Source organism: Streptomyces sp. NRRL S-1022, assembly GCF_000720135.1.
Lineage (GTDB): Bacteria > Actinomycetota > Actinomycetes > Streptomycetales > Streptomycetaceae > Streptomyces.
Genome location: NZ_JOIU01000018.1, coordinates 1 through 20,045 on the forward strand (window position 1 = coordinate 1; position 20,045 = coordinate 20,045).

A 20,045-nucleotide genomic window follows, 5' to 3' on the forward strand; every position below is an offset into this window, starting at 1 on the left:
CCGCCCTCACCCCGCGCCAGCGCGAAACGCGCCAACGCCCGCTCGTTCGAGAACGCGTAGATCCAGCGGACACCCCCGACATCACCCGTCAAAGGCGCCCCGTCCCCGTCCACCGGCACCAGCACCGCCGTACGCCGGAACTCACCCAGCAACACCGCGAACTCCCGCCGCCGCTGCTCGGGTCCGTCGGCGGCCTCCTGGTGGGCGGTGTCGGTCAGGTCCGCGTACTCGTACAGCCGTGACCTGCGTGCCTGCCCCGTCGAGGCTGTCTGTCCCCCATGCTCAGCCATGTCCGAGATCATCACACCGGGCTGTTGCCGAGGGCAAAAGGGGTGGCGGGACGACCGATCGGGTTCGGCCGTCGTCCGTGGACACGACAGCGCCCGGACCGAACGGCCCGGGCGCTGGGTGCAGGCAGGGGTCAGGTCACGGCAGGGCGTGGACGTGGGCTCCCACCGGGGTCGACCAGGCGTTGCCCGAGGACGCGTCCCAGTTGGTGGACCAGGTCATCGCGCCGCGCAGGGCCGGGTAGGTCTTGGAGGGCTTGAAGGTGCCGCAGTTCGTGCCGGCGGTGAGGCAGTCCAGGGCGTTGTCGACCACGGTGGGGGAGACGTAGCCGCTGCCCGCCGCGCGGGTGGAGGCCGGCAGGCCCAGGCCGACCTGGGACGGGGAGAGGCCGCCTTCCAGCTGGATGCAGGCGAGGGCGGTCAGGAAGTCGACCGTGCCCTGGCTGTAGACCTTGCCGTCGCAGCCCAGCATGGAACCGCTGTTGTAGTACTGCATGTTGACGACCGTGAGGATGTCCTTCACGTTCAGCGCGGTCTGGAAGTAGGCGTTCGACGTCGACTGCATGTCGATCGTCTGCGGGGCCATGGTGATGACGAGGGAGGAGCCGGCCTTCGACGACAGGGAGCGCAGGGCCTGGGTCATGTACGTCGCGTTGAGACCGTTCTCCAGGTCGATGTCGACGCCGTCGAAGCCGTACGTCTGCATCAGCGAGTAGACCGAGTTGGCGAAGTTCGTGGCCGATGCCGCGTCGCTGACCGACACCGAGCCCTTCTCGCCGCCGACCGAGATGATGACCTTCTTGCCGGCCGCCTGCTTGGCCTTGATGTCGGCTTTGAACTGGTCGACCGTGTAGCCGCCGAGGCCGGAGGAGTCGAGGGAGAAGCTCACCGCGCCCGGTGTCGACGTCGCGTCGGCGAAGGCCACCGCGATGATGTCGTAGGCGGCGGGGACGTCGGACAGCTTCTGGACCGTCGCGCCGTTGTTGAAGTTCTGCCAGTAGCCGGTCACCGCGTGCTTGGGGAGGGTTCCGCCCCCGCCGCCCGTGCCGGAGGACGTCGTCCCGGTCACCGTCGCCGACTTCGCCGACTCGCCCGCCGCGTTGGTCGCCGTGACCTGGAAGGAGTACGACGTGGCTGCGGTCAGGCCGGTCACCGTCGCCGACGTGCCGGTCACCGCCGTGACCTTCGTACCGTTGCGGTAGACGTTGTAGCCCGTCGCGCCCGAGACCGGGGACCAGGACAGGGAGACCGCGGAGGAGGTCGTACCGGTCACGGAGAGGCCGGCCGGGGCCGCCGGGACGGTGGGGGCCGGGTCGCCGCCACCGCCGCCGTCGGGGCCGTAGACCGAGACGTCGTCGGCGTAGTAGGCCGCCTGGCCGTACCAGCCGTGGGTGTAGACCGTCACCGAGGTCGTCGAGGCGCCGGTGGTGAAGGTCGTCGAGAGCTGCTTCCAGGACGTGGAGTCGGGGGTCCAGGTGGAGACGTCCGTGGTGCCCGTGCCGGTCACGCCGAGGTACGCGTAGCCGCCCTGCACCCACGCGCCGAGCGTGTACGTCGAGTTGGGCTTGACCGCGACCGACTGGGTGCACTGGGCGTTGTCCTGGCCGGCCGGGGTCGCCTTCAGGGCCCCGGTGCCGCCGTGCACGGGGGAGGTGACCGTCGTGCCGCTGCCAGCCGTACACGTCCAGTTGGCCAGGCCCGACTCGAAGCCCGCGTTCTTGACGTTGTTGACGTCGGCCGCCGACGCGGGGGTGGCCGTGGCGAGGCCGGCGACCGAGAGGGCCAGGGCGGTGGCGGCGGACCATGCCGCGAACCGTCGTCTGCGGGGTCCGGGTATGCCTGGGGCGCGGTGCACGGGAGCCTCCGTGGGGAGAGAGGAGCGGTGGCCTTCGCTTGCGAGCCTCAAAGTTGGTCCAGACCAATCTGCCTGTCAAGAGGTCCAGACCGGAATGGTGGCGGGCCGGTTGCTCAACCTGTCCTGGTTTGCCGGGACTTGTTCCGTCGGAGTTCCATACCGGCTTCACGAACGCTGTTCTCCGGCCATACGCCCGTGGATACAGTGCTCAGGTAGTCACGCAATGAAGTCGTCCCGGCGCACGGCAGTGACCCCGGTGGGCCGGGCGGGTGTGAAGAGCGGGGAGCTGTGCGTGCCAACTGCCATTGCCGTGACCGGTGCCGACATGGCACTGCCGGCGCAGGACGAGCGGACCATGCCCGCCGTCGTGCTGACCGGCCTCGACCGCAAGCCGCTGGACCAGGCCCTCACCGAACTCCACGCCCTCGTCGAGCAGTACGGCCATGTGGTCGTCGTCTGCTCGCAGGCCACTCCGGAGCCGGTCGTACGACGGCTTCACACCCTGCGCTCGCTGCTGGAGAGCGACCGCATCGCCCTGTTCCGGCCCGAGCTGCCGCCGCTCGGCATCGCCGTCCTGGCCCGGCAGCTGCGCCAGCTCGCCTCCTGCGACCTGAGCCCGGGTGTGCTCGCCTCCGCCGGCCGGCTGCTCACCCACTACATCCACGCCGGCGCCGTCCTCGGCTCCGTCGCCAAGCTGGACCGGGTCCCGGTCGGACTGAAGGCGCACGCCAGGTCCTGGGTGCCCGGCAGCCAGTTCGCCGTGCTCGCCCACCCCGAGCCCCAGCTGGTGAGGGTGGCCCCCGACGCCACGCTGAAGGGCCCCGAGTTCAGCACCTGGATGCTGGTCGCCAAGGGGCAGCTGCAGAGCGACTGGGCCGCCGGTCTCGGCACCCGGTGGGGCGTGCACGGGCTGCGCGAGACCCCGCTGCCCGTCGAATCCACGGTGTGGTGGGGGACCGGCCGCCTGATCGAGTTCTGCGGTTACCTCGCCGACCTGTCCGTCCTCTACCAACTGGTCACCTCGGTACGGCAGACCAGCTGTCACTGGTGCGGCATCGACGTCATCGGCGACCGCTGCGTCTTCTGCTCCGCCGGCCCGCCCGCGCCCGGCGAACCCCGCGCCCTGGAACCGCGAACGCCCGCCTGACCTGCGCCAACCTGACCCGTCCCGCTCGGCCGATTCCCCCAATGAGGTTGCACGGTTCATGAACTCCCGTCAGCGCCGCGGCGTGATACTGCTGATCCTGTCGGTCCTGTGCGCGCTGGGCGCGTTCGCCGGCGTGCTCTCCGTCATCCACGACGTGAACTCCAAGGTCGGGCCCGAGGTCGCCGCCTACCGGGTCAGGTCCGAGGTGAAGCCGTACACCGCGCTGGCCACGGACCAGTTCGAGAAGGTCTCGATGCCGAAGCGGTGGCTGTCCGGCAACGCCGTCACCGACCTGAGGCAGATCCGCGGCAAGATCGCCGTGACCACCCTGCACCCCGGCTCGCTGCTGCAGACCGACATGGTCGTGGACCGGCCCGCCCTCCAGCCGGGCCAGCAGGAGGTCGCCATCATGATCGACGCGGCGACCGGCGTGGCGGGGAAGATCACCCCGGGTTCCCGGGTCAACGTCTACGCCACCTTCGAGGGGAAGAAGGAGGGCGACCCGGACCAGTCGAAGATCATCGTCACCGACGCCCGGGTCATCGACGTCGGCCAGATCACCGCCCTGGAGCCCGACCGCGACAAGAACCAGCAGCCCACCGACGCCGTCCCCATCACCTTCGCGCTGTCCACCCTCGACGCCCAGCGCATCACCTACGCCGAGTCCTTCGCCCAGCGCGTCCGGCTCGCACTCGTGGCCCCCGGCAGCGAGACCAGCGTCCCGGACAAGGACCGCACCTACGAACTCGTGACGGACAAGTGAGAGGCGGCCATGCCCACCAGGATCCTCCCGGCCGGCTCGGACCCGGACGCCGTCCGCTCCCTCACCACCCTGCTCAGCCAGCTCCCCGACGCCGAACCACAGCCCCCGGTCACCGACTCCACCCAACTGGTCGACACCCTCGCCCGGCTCGCCACCGAATCGGTCGAGGAACTCCCGGAAGTCGTCGTCGTCCACGAACGCATCGGCCCGGTACCGGCCCTGGAGCTGATCCGCGAGGTCGCCCTGCGCTTCCCGGCCGTCGGCGTCATCCTCGTCACCACCGACGCGAGCCCCGGCCTGTTCGCGGCCGCCATGGACTCCGGCGCCCGCGGCCTGGTCGCGCTCCCGCTGTCGTACGAGGAACTCGCCCACCGCGTCCAGGCCGTCGCCCAGTGGTCCACCGGCGTACGACGGCACCTCGGGCACGGCGCCGAGGTGCTCGCCGGGGCCGGCGGCACCGTCGTCACGGTCAGCGGCGCCAAGGGAGGCGTGGGCGCCACCCTGGCCGCCGTACAGCTGGCCCTCGCCGCCCAGGCCTCCGGCCGGCCCACCGCCCTGGTCGACCTCGACCTCCAGACCGGCGACATCGCCTCCTACCTGGACATCCAGTTCCGCCGGTCGGTGGCCGACCTCGCCGCCATCACCGACATCTCGCCCCGCGTCCTCGCCGACGCCGTCTTCCGGCACGACACCGGCCTCGCCCTGCTGCTCGCGCCCGGCGAGGGCGAACGCGGCGAGGAGGTCACCGACCGCGCCGCCCGCCAGATCGTGGGCGCCCTGCGCTCCCGCTACGAGGTGGTCGTGGTGGACTGCGGGGCCCAGCTGAGCGGGGCCGGGGCCGCCGTGGTGGAGATGGCCGACACCGCGCTGCTGGTCACCACCCCCGACGTCATCGCCGTACGCGGCGCCAAACGGACCGTGCGGATGTGGGACCGGCTGCAGATCCGCAAGGCCGAGGAGACCACCGTGGTCGTCAACCGGCACACGCGCGGTGCGGAGATCCAGCCCGCGCTGGTGCAGCGCATCACCGGCACCGCGCTGGCGCGCACGGCCGTACCCGCCAACTTCAGGGAACTGCAGGCGGTCGTGGACGCCGGGCGGCTGCACGAACTGGACGCGAAGAGCACGGTGAAGCAGGCGCTGTGGGCCCTCGCGGGGGAGCTGGGGCTGGTACGGGCGCCGGACGAGGGAGCCTCCCACCGGGGCGGCGGCCGGGGGCCGGTCGGCTTCCGGCGGCGGAAGGAGTGAGCCTTGCGATGAGAAGGCCGGGCGGGGACCGCGGACAGGTCAGCGTCGAACTCCTCGGGATGACGCCGCTGATCGTCCTGACGCTGGTCCTGATGTGGCAGGCCGTACTCGTGGGGTACGCCTTCACGCTCGCGGGGAATGCTGCGGACGAGGGCGTGCGGGCGGGCACGGCGGCACCGCCGGGAGAGCGGTTCGGCGTGTGCGAGGAGGCCGCGCTGCGGCACCTGTCGGGGGCGTGGCGAGGGGGTGCCGGCGTGGAACGGTGCGGCGGGAGCGGCTATGTGACGGCCGACGTGGCCGTCAAGGTCCCCGTCCTCTTTCCAGGCTTCGTCGACTTCCCCGTCACCGTGCACGGCCACGCCGGCGCCGTCGAGGAGGCGAAGCACTGAGATGTCGTACCGCCGCCGGCGCGACCGGGGTCAAGTGGCCATCGAATACCTGGGGTTCATCCCCGTCCTGCTGATCGTCGGCCTGGCCGGCATCCAGCTCGGGGCCGTCGCCTACGCCGCCGAGCAGGCCGGTACGGCGGCCCGGGCGGGCGCGCGGGCCGCGTCGCTGGAGCAGTCCTACACCCAGGCCTGCGCCGACGCGGTGAGCGGCGCACTGAGCGTGACCTGCTCGGCCGCCCCGGCGGGTGACTCGGTGACCGTCACCGCGACCGTCCGCATCCCCGCCGTCGTCTGGGACCTCGGCACCGCCACCAAGCGCGCCACCATGCCGCTCGACCACTCACCGAGGAGTCGCCGACCATGAGTCTGCGGGCACGCATCAGCACTCCGGAGGAGCACGCGGGCCGGGGCGAGGACGGGCACCTGGTCGCCTCCTACCGGGCCAAGCTGCTGGAGGAGATCGACCTCGCCGAGATGAGTGCGCTGGCCGCCGCCGAGCGCCGGGCCCGGCTGGAGCGGGTGCTCGGGCACATCATCAGCCGCGAGGGCCCGGTGCTGTCGACCGCCGAGCGGTCCCAGCTGATCCGCCGGGTCGTGGACGAGGCACTGGGCCTCGGCATCCTGGAGCCCCTGCTGGAGGACGCGTCCATCACCGAGATCATGGTCAACGGGCCCGACGCGATCTTCGTCGAGCGCGGCGGGCGCGTCGAGCAGCTGCCGCTGCGGTTCGTCTCCGCCGACCAGCTGATGCAGACCATCGAACGGATCGTGTCGACCGTCAACCGCCGCGTGGACGAGTCGAACCCGATGGTGGACGCCCGCCTGCCGTCCGGGGAACGCGTCAACGTCATCATCCCGCCGCTGTCCCTGACCGGCCCCACCCTCACCATCCGCCGCTTCCCGCGCTCCTTCACCCTCCAGGAGCTGATCGGCTTCGGCTCGCTGGACGAGCACATGCTGTACCTGCTGGCCGGCCTGGTGCAGGCGAAGTTCAACATCATCGTCTCCGGCGCGACCGGCACCGGTAAGACGACCCTGCTCAACGCGCTGTCCGGCCTGATCCCCGCCCACGAGCGCATCATCACCATCGAGGACTCCGCCGAACTCCAGCTCCAGCAGACCCATGTCGTCCGCCTGGAGTCCCGCCCGCCGAACGTGGAGGGCAAGGGCCAGGTCACCATCCGCGACCTGGTCCGCAACTCCCTGCGGATGCGGCCCGACCGGATCGTGGTCGGCGAGGTCCGCGGCGGCGAGTCCCTCGACATGCTCCAGGCGATGTCCACCGGTCACGACGGCTCCCTGGCGACCGTGCACGCCAACAGCGCCGAGGACGCCCTGACCCGCCTCCAGACCCTCGCCTCCATGTCCGACGTCGAGGTCCCCTTCGTCGCCCTGCACGACCAGATCAACAGCGCCGTCGACGTCATCGTCCAGCTCACCCGGTTCGCCGACGGCGCCCGCCGCATCACCGAGATCGCCCTGCTCGACAGCCACGGCGGGGAGCCGTACCGGCTGGCGAGCGCCGCCCGGTTCGAGGCCCGGCCCATGACCCCCGACGGCCGCGTGTACGGCACCTTCCGGTACTTCCCGCTGCCCCGCCGTACCGCCGACCGCCTCTTCATGGCGGGCCAGCCCCTCCCACAGGCCTTCGGCGTCGCCCGCTCCGCCGACCAGCTAGCCACCCGAGAAGCCAGGTAGGACCCCCCACCATGGAACTCCGCACCCTCGTCCAGCTCACCACCGCAGTGGCGCTGTTGACCTGCGTCCTGGCGGTGGCCGGCGTGCACGCCTACGCCTCCGGACGGGCCCGGCGCGCCGCCCTGGAGGACCGGCTCGCCCACACCGGCCCGCCGCCCCCGGCCGGCCGCCGGCGCCGCTTCCGGGACCTGGACCGGCGGCTGCGCCGTACCCGCCTCGGCCGCTGGCTGGAGCGGCGCCTCGCGGCGACCGGCCTGGACGTCACGCCCGGAGAGTTCTTCGCCGCCATGCTCGCCGCGGTCGCCGCGCTCTGGCTGGTCGGCCAGGCCACCCTGGCCCCCTTCTTCGGCCCCCTCGCCGGACTCCTCGGCATCGGGGCGGCGGTGCAGTTCCTCAACTGGCAGCGCCAGAAACGCATCGAACGCTTCATCGGTCAACTCCCCGAGCTGGCCCGCATCCTCGCCAACGCCACCCAGGCCGGTCTCGCCCTGCGCACCGCGATCGGCATGGCGGCGGAGGAACTGGAGGCCCCGGCCGGCGAGGAACTCGCCAAGGTCGCCGACCAGCTCGCCGTCGGCCACTCCCTGGACGACGCGCTCGGCGAACTCGCCGACCGCCTCCCCTCCCGCGAACTGGTCGTCCTCGTCACCACGCTGGTGCTGTCCAACCGCGCGGGCGGCCAGGTGGTGTCGGCGCTGCGCAACCTGACCGAGACCCTGGAGGAGCGCAAGGAGACCCGGCGCGAGATCCGCACCCAGCTCTCCCAGGTGACCATGACCTCGTACGCCGTGCCCGTCCTCGGGGTCGGCGCGTTGTTCCTGATGAACGGCGTCAAGGACGGCGCGCTCGACCGCATGACCGGCTCCCCGGTCGGCCAGGCCTGCGTGATCATCGCGTTCGCCATGTACACCGTCGGCTTCGTCCTCATCCGCCGCATGAGCCGGATCGACGTGTGAGGGAGGTGACCCGATGGCATTCCTGCTCGCCCTGCTGATGGGCCTCGGCGTCTGGGGCGCCTTCCACGGCATCCGCATGTACCGCGCCGACGCCCGGCTCCCCGGCGACCTCGCCGTCGCCCTGGAGGTCGGCGCCACCCGCACCGGCGCGGTCGGCTCCGTCGTCGACCGCATCGGCATGCGCTACGCCCCGGCCGTACTGCGCCTGATGGGCCCGCGCCTGGTGGCCAGGTACCGCCGCAAGATCGACCTCGCGGGCAACCCCGGCGGACTGACCATCGACCGCTACGCCGCCCGCCGCGCGGTCTACGGCGCCCTGGGGGCCGTCGGCTTCCTGGTCTTCCTGCTCCGCGGCCAGTGGTTCGTGGCCCTGCTGCTGCTCCTGTTCGGCGCGTTCTGGACCGAGGTCGGCATCTGGTCGGCGATCCGGGTCCGCAAGGACGTCATCGAACGCACCCTGCCCGACTTCCTCGACGTCCTGGCCGTGGTGGTCAGCGCGGGCCTCGGCTTCCGCCAGGCCCTGGACCGGGTCGCCTCCCGCTACGAGGGCCCGTGGGCCGACGAACTGCGCATCACCCTGCGCCAGATGGACCTCGGCATGAGCCGCCGCCAGGCCTTCACGGAGCTGCGCAGGAGGAACGACTCCGAACAGGTGGCGATGTTCGTGACGGCCCTCCAGCAGGGCGAGGAACTGGGCGCGCCGATCGTGGACACCCTGGTCTCCCTGGCCAAGGACATGCGCCGCACCGACGCCCAGAACGCCCGCCGCAAGGCCGCGCGCGCGGTGCCCAAGGCCACGCTGATGATCACCACGTTCATGGTCCCGGCGACGATGCTCCTGCTGGGCGCGGGCCTGCTGCTCGGCTCCGGCGTCGACTTCGGCTCGCTGACGGGGGAGTGAGGACGGGCGGTGACGGTGACGGTGACCGGACTGACGGGGGAGGGAGGACGGAGGCGGATCCGCGTGCGCCTCGGGGAGCGGCTGCGGGAAGCGTGGCGGGCGCACCGGGACGAGGAGGCCGGCGGTACGGCGGACCGCGCCGGGCCGGAGCGCCCACAGCAGGCGCCGGACGTGCCGGACGCGCCGGACGCGCTGCACGTGCCGGACGCGCTGGACGTGACCGCCCCTCCCGCCGAGCCTTCCGAGAAGCTCCAGATCCGGGCGCTGCAGGCGATGTGCCGCCAGGTCTTCGGCTTCCGCCTGGCGATGATCGTGGTGTCCGCCCCCGCGGCCCTCCTCAACGCGGCCCCCGGTCTGGGCACCCGCCTGGCCGGCGCGGCCGTCGTCGTCACCGTCATGGTGTCCTACGTCCTCTTCCGCGACTGGGAGCGCTTCGGTCCCCTCCTCCTGCGCCACCCCGTCCTGCTGGCCGCCGACACCCTCTTCGGCTCCTTCCTGCTGATCTCGGCCGGCCCGGACACCACCCTCGCCTACGTCAGCGTGTGCACCCCGCTGCTGGCCGGCCTGGTCTACAGCTGGCGGGGCGCCGCCTGCTTCGCCTCCCTCCAGTCCCTGATCCTCCTCCTGGTCCACGCCACCCTGAAGGCCGGCCGGCACGCGCCGGTGGCCGAGTCCCTGCTCCTGCCCGGCCTGTGCGTCATCGCCGGCGCCATGGGCTCCACTCTGCGCAACCTGATGCTCCGCTTCGGCGCCGCGACCCAGGCCCTGACGACGGTCCAGGCCCGTCTCGCGGCGGCGGAGGCGGTGAGCGCGGAACGCGCCCGGCTGGCCCGCGAGATGCACGACTCGGTGGCCAAGACCCTGTACGGCGTGGCCCTGGCGGCGGACGGCCTGGCCGCGACGGCCTCCGCCCCGGCTCCCGACCCGGTCCGGGTCAGGGAACAGGCCGAACTGGTCTCCCGCTCGGCACGCAGGGCGGCGGCGGAGTCCCGGGAACTGCTGACGGACCTGCGCCGAAACCAGCCGGGCGAGACCCCCTTCTGGCAGGAACTGTCGTACCGGGCGGCCGACTTCACCCGACGCACGGGCCTGCGGGTGGACACGCCCGTCCCCCGCTCCGCCCTCCCGCCACTGCCGCCGGCCCTCGCCCGCCACGTCCTCGCCATCGTCACCGAGGCGCTGGAGAACGCCCACCGGCACGCGTCCGCGACCCGGGTCGACGTACGGGCGGCGGCCGACGGCCGCCTGCTCCGCCTGACGATCCACGACGACGGCACCGGCCTGCCGCCCGGCACCCGGCTCGAAGAACTCCGCGACTCCGGCCACTTCGGCCTGCTCGGCATGGTGGAACGGGCCGCGCAGGCCGGCGCCCGGATCCGGATCGGAAAGGGCACCCACGAACGGGGCACGGAGGTAAGGCTGGACATTCCGCTGCCGCCCCCCTGACCCCATGTCCCCCGACCCCCTGACCCCCGAATCCGAGAGGAGGACCATGCACCCACCACGGCCACCCCGTCCCCCCGAACCGCACGGCGCCGCACCCCGGCCCGGTCTCCCGCCGCCGGCACCCGCACCGCCGCCCTTACGGCTGCTGGTCGCCGACGACAACCCCGTGGTCCGCGCCGGCCTGACGGCCCTGCTCTCCGGCCGCTCGGACACCACGGTGGTGGCGGAAGCACGGGACGGCCGCGAGGCGTACGAGGCGGCGGTCCGGCACCGGCCCGATGTCATCCTCCTCGACGTCCGCATGCCCGGGGTCGACGGAATCTCCGCGTTGCCCCACCTGGTGGGCCTGGCCCCCGTCATGATGCTCACCTACAGCCACGAGACGGAGACCGTGCGGGAGGCGCTGCGGCTGGGGGCGGGGGGATATCTGGTGCACGGCGAGTTCACGACGGAGCAGTTGGTACGTGCGGTGCGGGATGTCCGCGAGGGGCGGCCCCATGTGACGCCGGGGGCGGCGACGGCGTTGCTGGCCGACCTGAGAAGAGATGCACCTGCACACGAGCGTCCCGAACCCCCGGCAATCTGGGGACTTTCCACCCCTCTCCCCCTTTCGCACTTGCAACCACCTATGGGACAGTCGTTCCGGTCACGGTTCCGGCTGAGTACGAGGGAGGCGGAGATCATGGACCTCATCGCGTCCGGAATGACCAACCAGCAGATCGCCGCCGCCTGCTTCATCAGCGAGAAGACGGTCAAGAACCACATCAACCGCATCTTCGCCAAGCTCCACACCACGACAAGGTCCCAGGCAACGGCGAAGTGGCTGGGGGTGGCCTGATATGCCCGTCCACCCCGGCACCACACCGAACAAATGGGCCTGGCCTTGGGCCCTTGGGCCCTCTGTCCGGCCCCTGGGAGCGCTCTACGGTTCGTCGGTCGGAAGCAGGTCCGGAGGGGAGCACCGTGAGCGATCTTTTGCTGAAGACGGCTGTGGCGACCAAGGTTCGCCTGAACGGCTGGAAGAACACGACGGTCGAGGCGATGCGGCGCCGTGGCGGCGACCGCGGGCAGACCGCGGTCGAGTACCTGGGCATCATCGCGGTGGTGGTCGCGATCGTTCTGGCGATCACGGGCACGGACATCGGCAAGACGATCCTCGACAAGATCAAGTCGAAGATCACGGAGATCACCTGATCTTCCGTCGCGCACACGGCGACTCCGGGCAGGCCTTCCCCATCTACATCACGGTGGTGGCGGGCCTGCTTTTTCTTGCGTTCGCCTATCTCGCGGTAGGTCAGGCTGCCGTGAACCGGGGCGGTGCGCAGACAGCGGCCGACGCAGCGGTGCTGGCTGCGGCTCAGGACGGCCGTAACCAGCTTGCGGCCGCATGGACCGCCGATCTGCTGGACCCCGACAAGTGGCAGGACGTCTTCGAGGGCAACGCGCCGGTCGGCGACCCGTGCGGGCGAGCGCAGCAACTCGCGGCACAGAACGATGCAACGCTGAGTGGCTGCAATTGGCAGCCTCTGCGATACACGGTCGATGTCAAAACGAACAAGTCAGTGGGGGATTCCGTGGTCCCGGGGACAGAGGGCGTCCACGCGACGGCTTCCGCCGCGGCCGTGATCGAACCGCGCTGCTCGGTCGAACCCCCTGGCGATCCCGGTGGGAGCCATGAATTGCCCGAACTCACCTGCGACGGCAAGCCCTGGAAGCTGGATCCGGATGACGAAGCAACTCTGCCCGCGCCCGAGGACCTCTTCGATGTCCACCTGGCCGCCGACTGACAAGCGGACGACGATGGAAAAGGGAAACAGCGCGATGAGCATGCGGTTCACTGCGAAGGCTCGCAGGGGGATGGTCGCCATGGCCCTTGCTGTCGGGTTGGCCGTCGGTGTCGCCGGCTGCGGCGGTGGGGGCACCGATGACAAGAAGCCGCACGCTTCTGCATCCCCCTCCAAGAGCGGTGGTTCTCAGGCGAGCCCCCAAGAGGGGCAGTCCGCGCAGCCGCTGGCTGAGCTGCGCGGCCCTGACGGGCTGATGCTGCAGGTCATCTCTGCGCAGCGCGATTCGGGCGGGTTCGTCACGATCAATGCGCAGCTCAAGAATGACGGCGGCAAAGACGCCGTTCTGTCGTCACAGCTGACCGGCAACGAGACCGAGATCATGAAGAACGGGCAGTCCTTCGGTGGCGCCACGCTCGTGGACTCGAAGGCGAGGAAGCGCTACTACGTACTGCGGGACACCGACGGGCGTCCTCTGACCACGACCGGCGTCCAGTCCGTCAGGGCGGGGGACACGGTCCCCGTTTTCATGCAGTTCCCGGCACCTCCGGCAAACACGGCCGAGGTCGATTTCCAGCTGCCGACCTTCTCCTCGGCCGCCATCAAGATCTCCGGGTGAGGCCCAAGTGACCACCACACCCCGGCTCGTGCTCGCCTGTGCCGTGCTGCTGATCGCCGTGCAGCTGCCCGCCGCCACCGCCGTCGCCGACGGCACCGGGCCCAGTGAACCCCCCGGTACCGAACCCTCCGCCACCGCCCCGGTGAAGGTCGACCCCACGGATCCGGATCTGAAGCTGCCGGAGGGGGCCACGCTGGCCGCCGCCAAGGTGCTGGACATCAAGTCGGTCGTGGAGGACCAGAGCGGGGACGAGCGCCGCGAGGACACCAACGCCGACGTGACCTTCGCACTGCAGGCCGAGGTGCTGTTCGGCAAGGACAGCGCGAAGATCGGGGCGGAGGCCAAGTCCCGCATCGTCACCATCGCCGAGGAGATCAGGAAGCAGCACGCGACCCAGGTCCGCGTCTTCGGCTTCACCGACAACCTCGGCTCCTCCGCCCACGGCGACACCCTCTCCAAGGCCCGCGCCAACGCCGTACAGGCCGTGCTCGACCAGGACCTGAACAGCCCGGCCATCACCTTCGACGTCCGCGGCTACGGCGAGCAGTACCCGATCGCCGACAACTCCACCGAGGAGGGCCGGCGCAAGAACCGCCGCGTGGAGGTGACCTTCCCGCGCACCCAGCAGTGACGGCACCACCCCGGCGTCGTTGGACAGCCCAGGGCGCCTTCCGGCCAACCCCCGCGCCACCACGGCGTGCGGCCGCCGTGGCACGCCGAGGCCGCGGCTATCGTGCTGATCGGCCTCGCGCCGGCCCACCGGCCGGCAGGCGGCTGTGTCACACGAGCGGCCCACGGGAGTCGGCCGCAAGGAGACAGCGACCACAGGGGGATGCCCTGACATGGCGTGGGACGAGTGGGAACAGCTCAAAGCCGACGCGTGGGCGGACGGGGCTGCACGTATGCGGCTCAACCACATGGCCGACCCGGTCGGCGGAGGTGGCACGAGCACCTACGGAGACCTCAAGGTCAGCAACGCTGATCTCGCGGCGATCGGCAAAGAGGCGCACGCGCTCTACGACCAGCTGTGGAACAAGGCCCGGGTGGCACAGCCGACGAGCGAGTCCGCCGCCGGTGACCTCGCGAAGCAGGGTTTCACCCTGGGCAGGGGGCTGAAGCACGTCGCGCAGCGCTGGGACGACCAGCTCAGGTCGTTGCTGGACGCGTGCGCTCAGATCTCCAACCACCTGCACGTCGCCAAGAGGATCCACTCCGGCGACGACGGCCACATCGGGCGACAACTGAGCAGCATCGACACCCTGGACGCCGGGTTCGACGACCGCACGGGAGAGCCGGGCAGGAAGAACCCGGTCTACTACCCGGAGAAGAAGGACTGAGCGGGGCTGCCGAGTGAAGTTCGAAGACCTCTACCAAGCCAACTTCACGCAGCTCGACGACGCGGTCGACGACTGGGGCCTGCTCGTGCGCAACCTGACCGAACTGCAGGAGCAGGCGAGGGACGGGCTGCACGCCAAAGCGGTCAAGGCGGACTGGCACGGCGTCAACGCCGGCGTCTCCAAGGAGTTCATCGGCAAGACCGCCGGCGAGTTCGAGGACGCCACCAAGGAGGCGTCCTCCATCCACCGGATCCTTCAGGACACCCGGAACGAGCTGAAGCACTACAAGGAGCAACTGCACCGAGCCATCGAGAACGGCCGCAAGAAGAACCTCACCGTGGTGCCTTCCGGTGACGGCGGGTTCACCGTCACCATGGCCGTCCATCCCGACCGCGCCGGACACGGGGCCAAGGTCTCCGAGCACAGCGTCACGGACGAGATCGGCCTGCGCGACGAGGTGCGGAAGATCCTCGAAAACGCCGCGAAGAGCGACAGCACCGCGACCGGCGTCCTCATGGCACTCGTCGACGAAAGCGGGTACGGCTTCTCGGGCGCCGTCTACGCCGACCGCGACCAGGCGGTGAAGGCGGTGGAGGAGGCCGACAGGCTGGCGAACCTGGCGCGGAGGGATCCGCGGAAGCTGACTGCCGAGGACTTCGACGCGATCAACGCCGGCCTGAGGCAGAACCACGACGACCCCCTGTTCGCGGAGGAGTTCGCCGAACGGCTCGGGGCCGAGGGGACGGAGAGGTTCTGGCTCGGTCTCAACGACGGCCGCGAAGGCGCGCACCTGGCCTACGGCCGCGGGCACGAGTACGCCGAGCTGCAGAAGAACCTGAGCCTGACCCTGGCCACCGCGAGCCAGTCGGACAGCGCGGGCATGGGGGCGTGGAAACAGCAGGTCATCACCTCGGGCGACAAGGCCGTCGGTACCCACGGCGACGTGCTGGGCTTCCAGGTGATGAGCAACCTGATGCGCTACGGCGACTTCGATGATCGGTTCATGACCGATTACGGCCGCGCGCTGATGAAGACCGAACGGTTCTCCACGCACGACGGAGAGCACGTGGCCTGGCAGGCGAGCATCTGCCCCCGGCTCAACCACCAGGGCAGCGACGGTGGCTGGGACCCGCTCAACGGATACCTGAAGGGCCTGGCGAACAACCCGGCGGCCGCGACGGACTTCTTCGGCGAGGACTTCATCCCACAGGACGGAGACCACAAGAAGGCCGTCTCCACCTTCGACTACCTCTTCAAGCAGCGGAACTGGCCGATGGACATCCACGACACGAACGATGTCCACAGCATCGCCGGCCAGAACTACCTGGCCCAGGCCCTGGAGGCGGCAACCACGGGCCACCCGGCGGGTGAGCTGCCCACGGCCGACACCCCGGCCCACACCAGCGCCCAGACCAAGCTGTTCGAGGCGATCGTGTCCGCCACGGCGGACAGGCAGGAACTTCTCACCGACCGTGGCTACATGTCGGACAGCATGGGCCAGATCGCGTCCGAGTACCTGCCGGACATCAACCGGGCCGGCAGCGACTTGCCGCACAAGAACCTGCTCTACCCGATCGACGGCTCGGCGGCCCTTCTCGACGGCCGGAACGTGAACAAATTCCTGTTTGCCGTGGGGCAGAATCCGGAGGGATACGCTGCCGTCGACGTGGGCCAGAAGGCCTACCTGTCGAACCTGCTGCAGCACCACCTGAACCCCGACCTGCCCGCCGACCACCGTTTCACCAGCGACCAGAGACTCCTCGTCCAGACCGTCGCGGAGAGGAGCGGCGAGGTCTCCGGGGTCCTCAGCCAGGCCCGCATGGAGGCCATCGGAAGCGTGGCGAAGGGGAAGGACGATTCCTTCGACCACGCTGTCGCCCAGTACCAGAACCTGGCCTCCGGCGGTGTCGGTACGGTCGTCGGCGTAGGCACGTCATTCATCGGTTCTCCCGCGGCCGGCGCGGTCGTCGGCGGAGCGGCCAGCACCGCGACGGGCGCGGCCCTGCAATGGCTGTTCCAGGACGCCGAGGGTTCCGCTGCGGATGACGCCCAGGAGGACGCAGGCAAGGTCTGGGATCACGGCTTGCACCGCAATGCCGCATACGGACAACGCGCCGCAGAGCAGGCAGTGAAGCGCTACCACTTGAGCCCGGACCTTGTCACGTACGCAGGGAATTCAGCGCACCAGGGCTACCAGAATGCGTGGGCTATTGTTCACGGCCAGACTCCGGGCAGCACCGCGGACATTCCGGGATGAACGAAGGAGAGACGTTGAACGCCTTCCGGTTTCGTCCGGGGAAGCTTCCTGCTGTCGCCGTGGCCGTGACTGCCGGTCTTGTGATCGTGCTCTCCGGATGCAGTGATCACAGGGAGAAGCGTGAGTACGCGATCCCGAGTTCCTTTTGCGGGGTTTCGGTCGACCGTGACGAGTTGGCACCTTTCATGCCCTCCGGCAGGAAAGTGACCGTCCAGAAGGATGTGCCGGACTCGTTGTCGTCGGTGTGCCGGGTCCGCGTCGACTCCCGTCTGGCGGTGGAGTTCAAGCAGATGTGGCTGACGAGCAGCAGCACGGCGTATTTCGTGGGGGGACAGGCAGACTCCCGGCTCGATCGCGAGGCGGAGGGCGGAAGGTTCCTCTACTCCGGCCGGGAGGCGTTCGGAAAGACGCGGCATTGTACGCATGAGAAGCTCGCGGGCAGCAATATGTTCACCGCAGTCCAGATGCAGTCCTCGGGTCATCAGGATGCTGATGCCATGAGGAAACTCATCGCCGCGTACACAAAAGCCGTCGAGAATACGAGCATCTGCAAGGACGGCAAATCCTTCACCTGAGGACTGACGCTTTGTCGGGTCCGCCCTCAACCGTCGACCTCAACGACGACCCGTACGCCCGCGCTCAGTCCCCACTTCGTCATGGCTCCCGCCTCCGCCTCCAGTACGTGTCGGGCGCGGAGGCGTGGCAGGCCCAGGCGGCCCGGGGGCATGGTGCGGACCGCGAGGACGGTCAGGTTGCGGTCCAGGTAGGCGACGTCGATCGGGATGCGCATGCCGAACGTGTGCACCCCGCTCGCCGGTGACAGCAGCATCGCGCCGTCGAGGGAGTCCCGGCCGAGGAGGCCTTTGGTGCGCGCGCGGTAGGAGGCCGAGATCTCCAGGGGGACGGGGGCGCCGAGCACCACCCCGGAGTCCGTGCGCACGACCAGCCGTCCCCGTCCGTCCCGCCAGCGCCCCATGCCCTGCCCTCCGCTTCCTGCCCAAGTCCATGTCCATGTCGACGTCCGTGGCCGTCAACCCGCCGGATCCGTAATTGCGTTGTCTCCAGCCGTCCTCCCCGCTAGGAAGGGCCCTATGACAGGACTCGGTGTCGTATTCCGTCCCCAGCTTCCTCCCGAGCGGCTGCGGGCCGTCGCCCGGGAGGCTGATGCCGCGGGGCTGGAAGAGCTGTGGCTGTGGGAGGACTGCTTCCTGGCGGGCGGGGTGTCCACGGCCGCCGCCGCGCTCGCCTGGACCGAGCGGGTGCGGGTCGGCGTCGGGCTGCTGCCCGTGCCGCTCAGGAACGTCGCCGTCACCGCCATGGAGGCCGCCTCGCTGGAGCGCATGTTCCCCGGCCGGGCCATCCTGACCCTGGGACACGGGGTGCAGGACTGGATGGGGCAGGTCGGCGCCCGGGCCGCCTCCCCGCTCGGCCTGCTCGGTGAGCACCTCGACGCCCTGCGCGCCCTGCTGCGCGGGGAGCGCCTCACCGTGCGCGGGCGCTATGTCCGGTTGGACGACGTCGCGCTCGACTGGCCCCCCGAGCACCCGGTCGACATCCTCGCGGGCGGCACCGGACCCCGTACGCTCCGGCTCTCCGGCGAGAAGGCCGACGGCACCCTCCTCACCGCCGCCACCTCGGTGGACGGCGTGCGGCGGGCCCGCAAGCTCGTGGAGGAGGGGCGCCGGGCGGCCGGTCGCGGCGGCGCGCACCGGGTCGTCGTCTATCTCCTGGCCGCCACGGGCGCCGGCGCCGACGCCCGGCTGCGCGCCGAACTCGCGGCCGAGGGGCTGGAGTCGGCGGGCGTGGGCGTCGCCGGGGACGCGGACGCGGTGGCCGAGGCGGTACGGCAGGTGGCCGAGGCCGGCGCCGACACCGTCGTGTTGCAGCCGACGGCGGACGAGCCCGACCCGGAGGGCTTCGTGCGCTTCGCCGCGCGGGAGGTCCGGCCCCTGGTGCCCTGAGCGGTGGGGTGTGTCCAAGGGCTGTCGTCAGGGAGGGCTGCCACGCCTGGGCAGGTCCGAGGACGGCACCGACGGCCGTCGGCGGGTGGCAGCGGGTGGTGACGGGTGGTGGCTCGGACGGTCGTACCGCGGCCAGGGCTTCGGCCCCCGCGCGCTCGCCGGCGGGTCTGGTCGCGTCCCGGAGGCCGGAGGGGTGCTCGCCGCCCGCCGGGCCCGCCGCGTCCGGCAGTGCCGCGGGAAAACCGCAGGACCCGCCGCGGCCCGGCTGCGACCATGGCCGTATGAGCGTGGACCGTACCTTCGAGGACCTTGTGGCCGAGGGCGCCGCCGTGCCGACCGAGGGGTGGGACTTCTCGTGGTTCGAGGGGCGGGCCGCGGAGGCGCGCCCGTCGTGGCAGTACGCCCGGTCCGCGGCGCGGCGGCTGGCCGGCGCCGAGGCCGCGCTCGACATCCAGACCGGCGGCGGGGAGGTGCTGGACTTCGCGCTGTCCCGGGCGGAACCGGCCCGGCCGGTGCTGGTGGCGGCGACCGAGGGATGGCCGGCGAACGTGGCGAAGGCCACCGCGCTGCTGCGGTCCCGCGGGGTCGTGGTGGTCGCCGCCCCGGACGACGCGCCGCTGCCGTTCGCGGACGAGGCGTTCGACCTGGTGCTCAGCCGGCACCCGGTGCGCCCGCACTGGGCAGAGATCGCCCGGGTGCTGCGGCCCGGCGGCACCTACTTCGCCCAGCACGTGGGGCCGGCGAGCGTCTTCGAGCTGGTGGAACACTTCCTCGGGCCGCAGCCGCCGGAGGTGCGCGGCGCCCGTGATCCGGAGCGGGAGCGGGCCGACGCCGAGGCGGCGGGCCTGGAGGTGGCCGGGCTGCGGGCGGAGCTGCTGCGGATGGAGTTCCGCGACATCGCCGCCGTCGTCCACTTCCTGCGCAAGGTGGTCTGGATGGTCCCGGGTTTCACGGTCGAGGCCTACGAGCCGCACCTGCGGGCGCTGCACGAGCGGATCGGGGAGGAGGGGCCGTTCGTCGCGCACAGCACCCGGCACCTCTTCGACGTACGCAAGCCGCAGCGCCGGCCGGAGCCCATGCCGGAGCGCCGACCCGAGCCCATGCCGGGGCACACGCCAGGACGCCGGCCCGGCGACTGACCCGTCAGCGGCCCGAGTTCGCCCGGGATCCGACGCGAGTTCGCCCGGAGTTCCCGCACGGTTTCCACATTGTTATCCACCGCGGTTTCACATGAACCCCACCGGTCACGTAAGTTCAGACCAAGGTAATTCGCGTGAGCAAAGCTGCGCGGTCGGCACCGCGCGGTGGAGGGGGCTGCGCGGTGCCGTGAAGCCGATGATCTTCCCGGGGCGGGGGAGCGGAACCGCCAAGTCCGCCGTTCGCTGACCGCGTCGCCC

21 protein-coding genes and 1 pseudogene are annotated in these 20,045 nt (G+C 71.0%); 19 read left to right on the plus strand and 3 right to left on the minus strand.

Annotated elements, in window-relative coordinates:
- Positions 1–290, minus strand: a pseudogene (locus tag IG05_RS47980) (hypothetical protein); the annotation flags it as partial.
- A 136-nt stretch (positions 291–426) separates the two neighbouring features.
- Positions 427–2,142: a chitinase gene (locus tag IG05_RS0125175; RefSeq protein ID WP_030346008.1), complete on the minus strand. Its 1,716-nt coding sequence runs from the start codon at positions 2,140–2,142 to the stop codon at positions 427–429.
- A gap of 325 nt (positions 2,143–2,467) precedes the next feature.
- Between IG05_RS0125175 and IG05_RS0125180 the strand changes: the two genes are divergently transcribed.
- The 17 genes from IG05_RS0125180 (at position 2,468) to IG05_RS0125260 (ending at position 17,262) form a co-directional block, all read left to right on the plus strand.
- Positions 2,468–3,289, plus strand: coding sequence for a hypothetical protein (locus IG05_RS0125180; RefSeq protein ID WP_234336032.1), 822 nt, complete (start codon positions 2,468–2,470; stop codon positions 3,287–3,289).
- A 58-nt stretch (positions 3,290–3,347) separates the two neighbouring features.
- Positions 3,348–4,052, plus strand: coding sequence for a Flp pilus assembly protein CpaB (gene cpaB / locus IG05_RS0125185; protein ID WP_030346015.1), 705 nt, complete (start codon positions 3,348–3,350; stop codon positions 4,050–4,052).
- A 9-nt stretch (positions 4,053–4,061) separates the two neighbouring features.
- A complete protein-coding gene (locus IG05_RS0125190; RefSeq protein WP_030346017.1) occupies positions 4,062–5,300 on the plus strand; it encodes an AAA family ATPase in 1,239 nt (412 codons plus the stop codon).
- An 8-nt stretch (positions 5,301–5,308) separates the two neighbouring features.
- A complete protein-coding gene (locus tag IG05_RS0125195; protein ID WP_030346018.1) occupies positions 5,309–5,689 on the plus strand; it encodes a pilus assembly protein in 381 nt (126 codons plus the stop codon).
- 1 nt (position 5,690) lies between these two features.
- On the plus strand, positions 5,691–6,053 hold the full coding sequence (locus IG05_RS0125200) for a TadE/TadG family type IV pilus assembly protein (RefSeq protein WP_030346020.1): 363 nt from the start codon (positions 5,691–5,693) through the stop codon (positions 6,051–6,053).
- Positions 6,050–7,387, plus strand: coding sequence for a CpaF family protein (locus IG05_RS0125205; RefSeq protein WP_030346022.1), 1,338 nt, complete (start codon positions 6,050–6,052; stop codon positions 7,385–7,387). Before IG05_RS0125200 ends, IG05_RS0125205 begins: the two co-directional genes overlap by 4 nt.
- Before the next feature lie 11 nt (positions 7,388–7,398).
- Entirely contained in the window at positions 7,399–8,343 is a 945-nt protein-coding gene (locus IG05_RS0125210; protein WP_030346023.1) for a type II secretion system F family protein, read from the plus strand.
- 13 nt (positions 8,344–8,356) lie between these two features.
- Positions 8,357–9,244 (plus strand): DUF5936 domain-containing protein, encoded by an 888-nt coding sequence (locus IG05_RS0125215; RefSeq protein WP_030346025.1) that lies wholly within the window; start codon positions 8,357–8,359, stop codon positions 9,242–9,244.
- Positions 9,245–9,517: 273 nt separating this feature from the next.
- On the plus strand, positions 9,518–10,690 hold the full coding sequence (locus tag IG05_RS0125220) for a sensor histidine kinase (RefSeq protein WP_037814728.1): 1,173 nt from the start codon (positions 9,518–9,520) through the stop codon (positions 10,688–10,690).
- A gap of 46 nt (positions 10,691–10,736) precedes the next feature.
- The gene (locus IG05_RS0125225) at positions 10,737–11,528 is read left to right on the plus strand and encodes a response regulator (protein WP_078894478.1); all 792 of its coding nucleotides are present in this window, start codon (positions 10,737–10,739) and stop codon (positions 11,526–11,528) included.
- 125 nt (positions 11,529–11,653) lie between these two features.
- On the plus strand, positions 11,654–11,884 hold the full coding sequence (locus tag IG05_RS42545) for a hypothetical protein (RefSeq protein ID WP_030346030.1): 231 nt from the start codon (positions 11,654–11,656) through the stop codon (positions 11,882–11,884).
- On the plus strand, positions 11,881–12,477 hold the full coding sequence (locus IG05_RS45665) for a pilus assembly protein TadG-related protein (protein WP_078894480.1): 597 nt from the start codon (positions 11,881–11,883) through the stop codon (positions 12,475–12,477). The genes IG05_RS42545 and IG05_RS45665 overlap by 4 nt, the downstream gene beginning before the upstream one ends.
- A 34-nt stretch (positions 12,478–12,511) precedes the next feature.
- Positions 12,512–13,093 carry a hypothetical protein gene (locus IG05_RS0125240; protein WP_030346035.1) on the plus strand — a complete coding sequence of 194 codons (582 nt, stop codon included), beginning with the start codon at positions 12,512–12,514 and terminating at the stop codon, positions 13,091–13,093.
- 7 nt (positions 13,094–13,100) lie between these two features.
- The gene (locus tag IG05_RS0125245) at positions 13,101–13,724 is read left to right on the plus strand and encodes an OmpA family protein (protein ID WP_030346037.1); all 624 of its coding nucleotides are present in this window, start codon (positions 13,101–13,103) and stop codon (positions 13,722–13,724) included.
- Positions 13,725–13,935: 211 nt separating this feature from the next.
- Complete coding sequence (locus IG05_RS0125250) at positions 13,936–14,430, plus strand: hypothetical protein (protein WP_030346039.1); 495 nt, start codon at positions 13,936–13,938, stop codon at positions 14,428–14,430.
- Between the two features lie 13 nt (positions 14,431–14,443).
- Complete coding sequence (locus IG05_RS0125255; RefSeq protein ID WP_037814683.1) at positions 14,444–16,687, plus strand: DUF6571 family protein; 2,244 nt, start codon at positions 14,444–14,446, stop codon at positions 16,685–16,687.
- Positions 16,684–17,262, plus strand: coding sequence for a hypothetical protein (locus tag IG05_RS0125260; RefSeq protein ID WP_158839021.1), 579 nt, complete (start codon positions 16,684–16,686; stop codon positions 17,260–17,262). The genes IG05_RS0125255 and IG05_RS0125260 overlap by 4 nt, the downstream gene beginning before the upstream one ends.
- 26 nt (positions 17,263–17,288) lie before the next feature.
- Here IG05_RS0125260 and IG05_RS0125265 read toward each other — a convergent pair whose 3' ends face one another.
- Positions 17,289–17,663, minus strand: a complete 375-nt coding sequence (locus tag IG05_RS0125265; RefSeq protein WP_030346044.1) for a DUF192 domain-containing protein — start codon at positions 17,661–17,663, stop codon at positions 17,289–17,291.
- Here IG05_RS0125265 and IG05_RS0125270 point away from each other — a divergent pair.
- Positions 17,662–18,648, plus strand: a complete 987-nt coding sequence (locus IG05_RS0125270; RefSeq protein ID WP_267883324.1) for an LLM class flavin-dependent oxidoreductase — start codon at positions 17,662–17,664, stop codon at positions 18,646–18,648. The two genes, IG05_RS0125265 and IG05_RS0125270, sit on opposite strands and share 2 nt — an antisense overlap.
- Positions 18,649–18,929: 281 nt before the next feature.
- Positions 18,930–19,787 (plus strand): class I SAM-dependent methyltransferase, encoded by an 858-nt coding sequence (locus IG05_RS0125275; protein WP_051790257.1) that lies wholly within the window; start codon positions 18,930–18,932, stop codon positions 19,785–19,787.
- Positions 19,788–20,045: the final 258 nt, after the last annotated feature.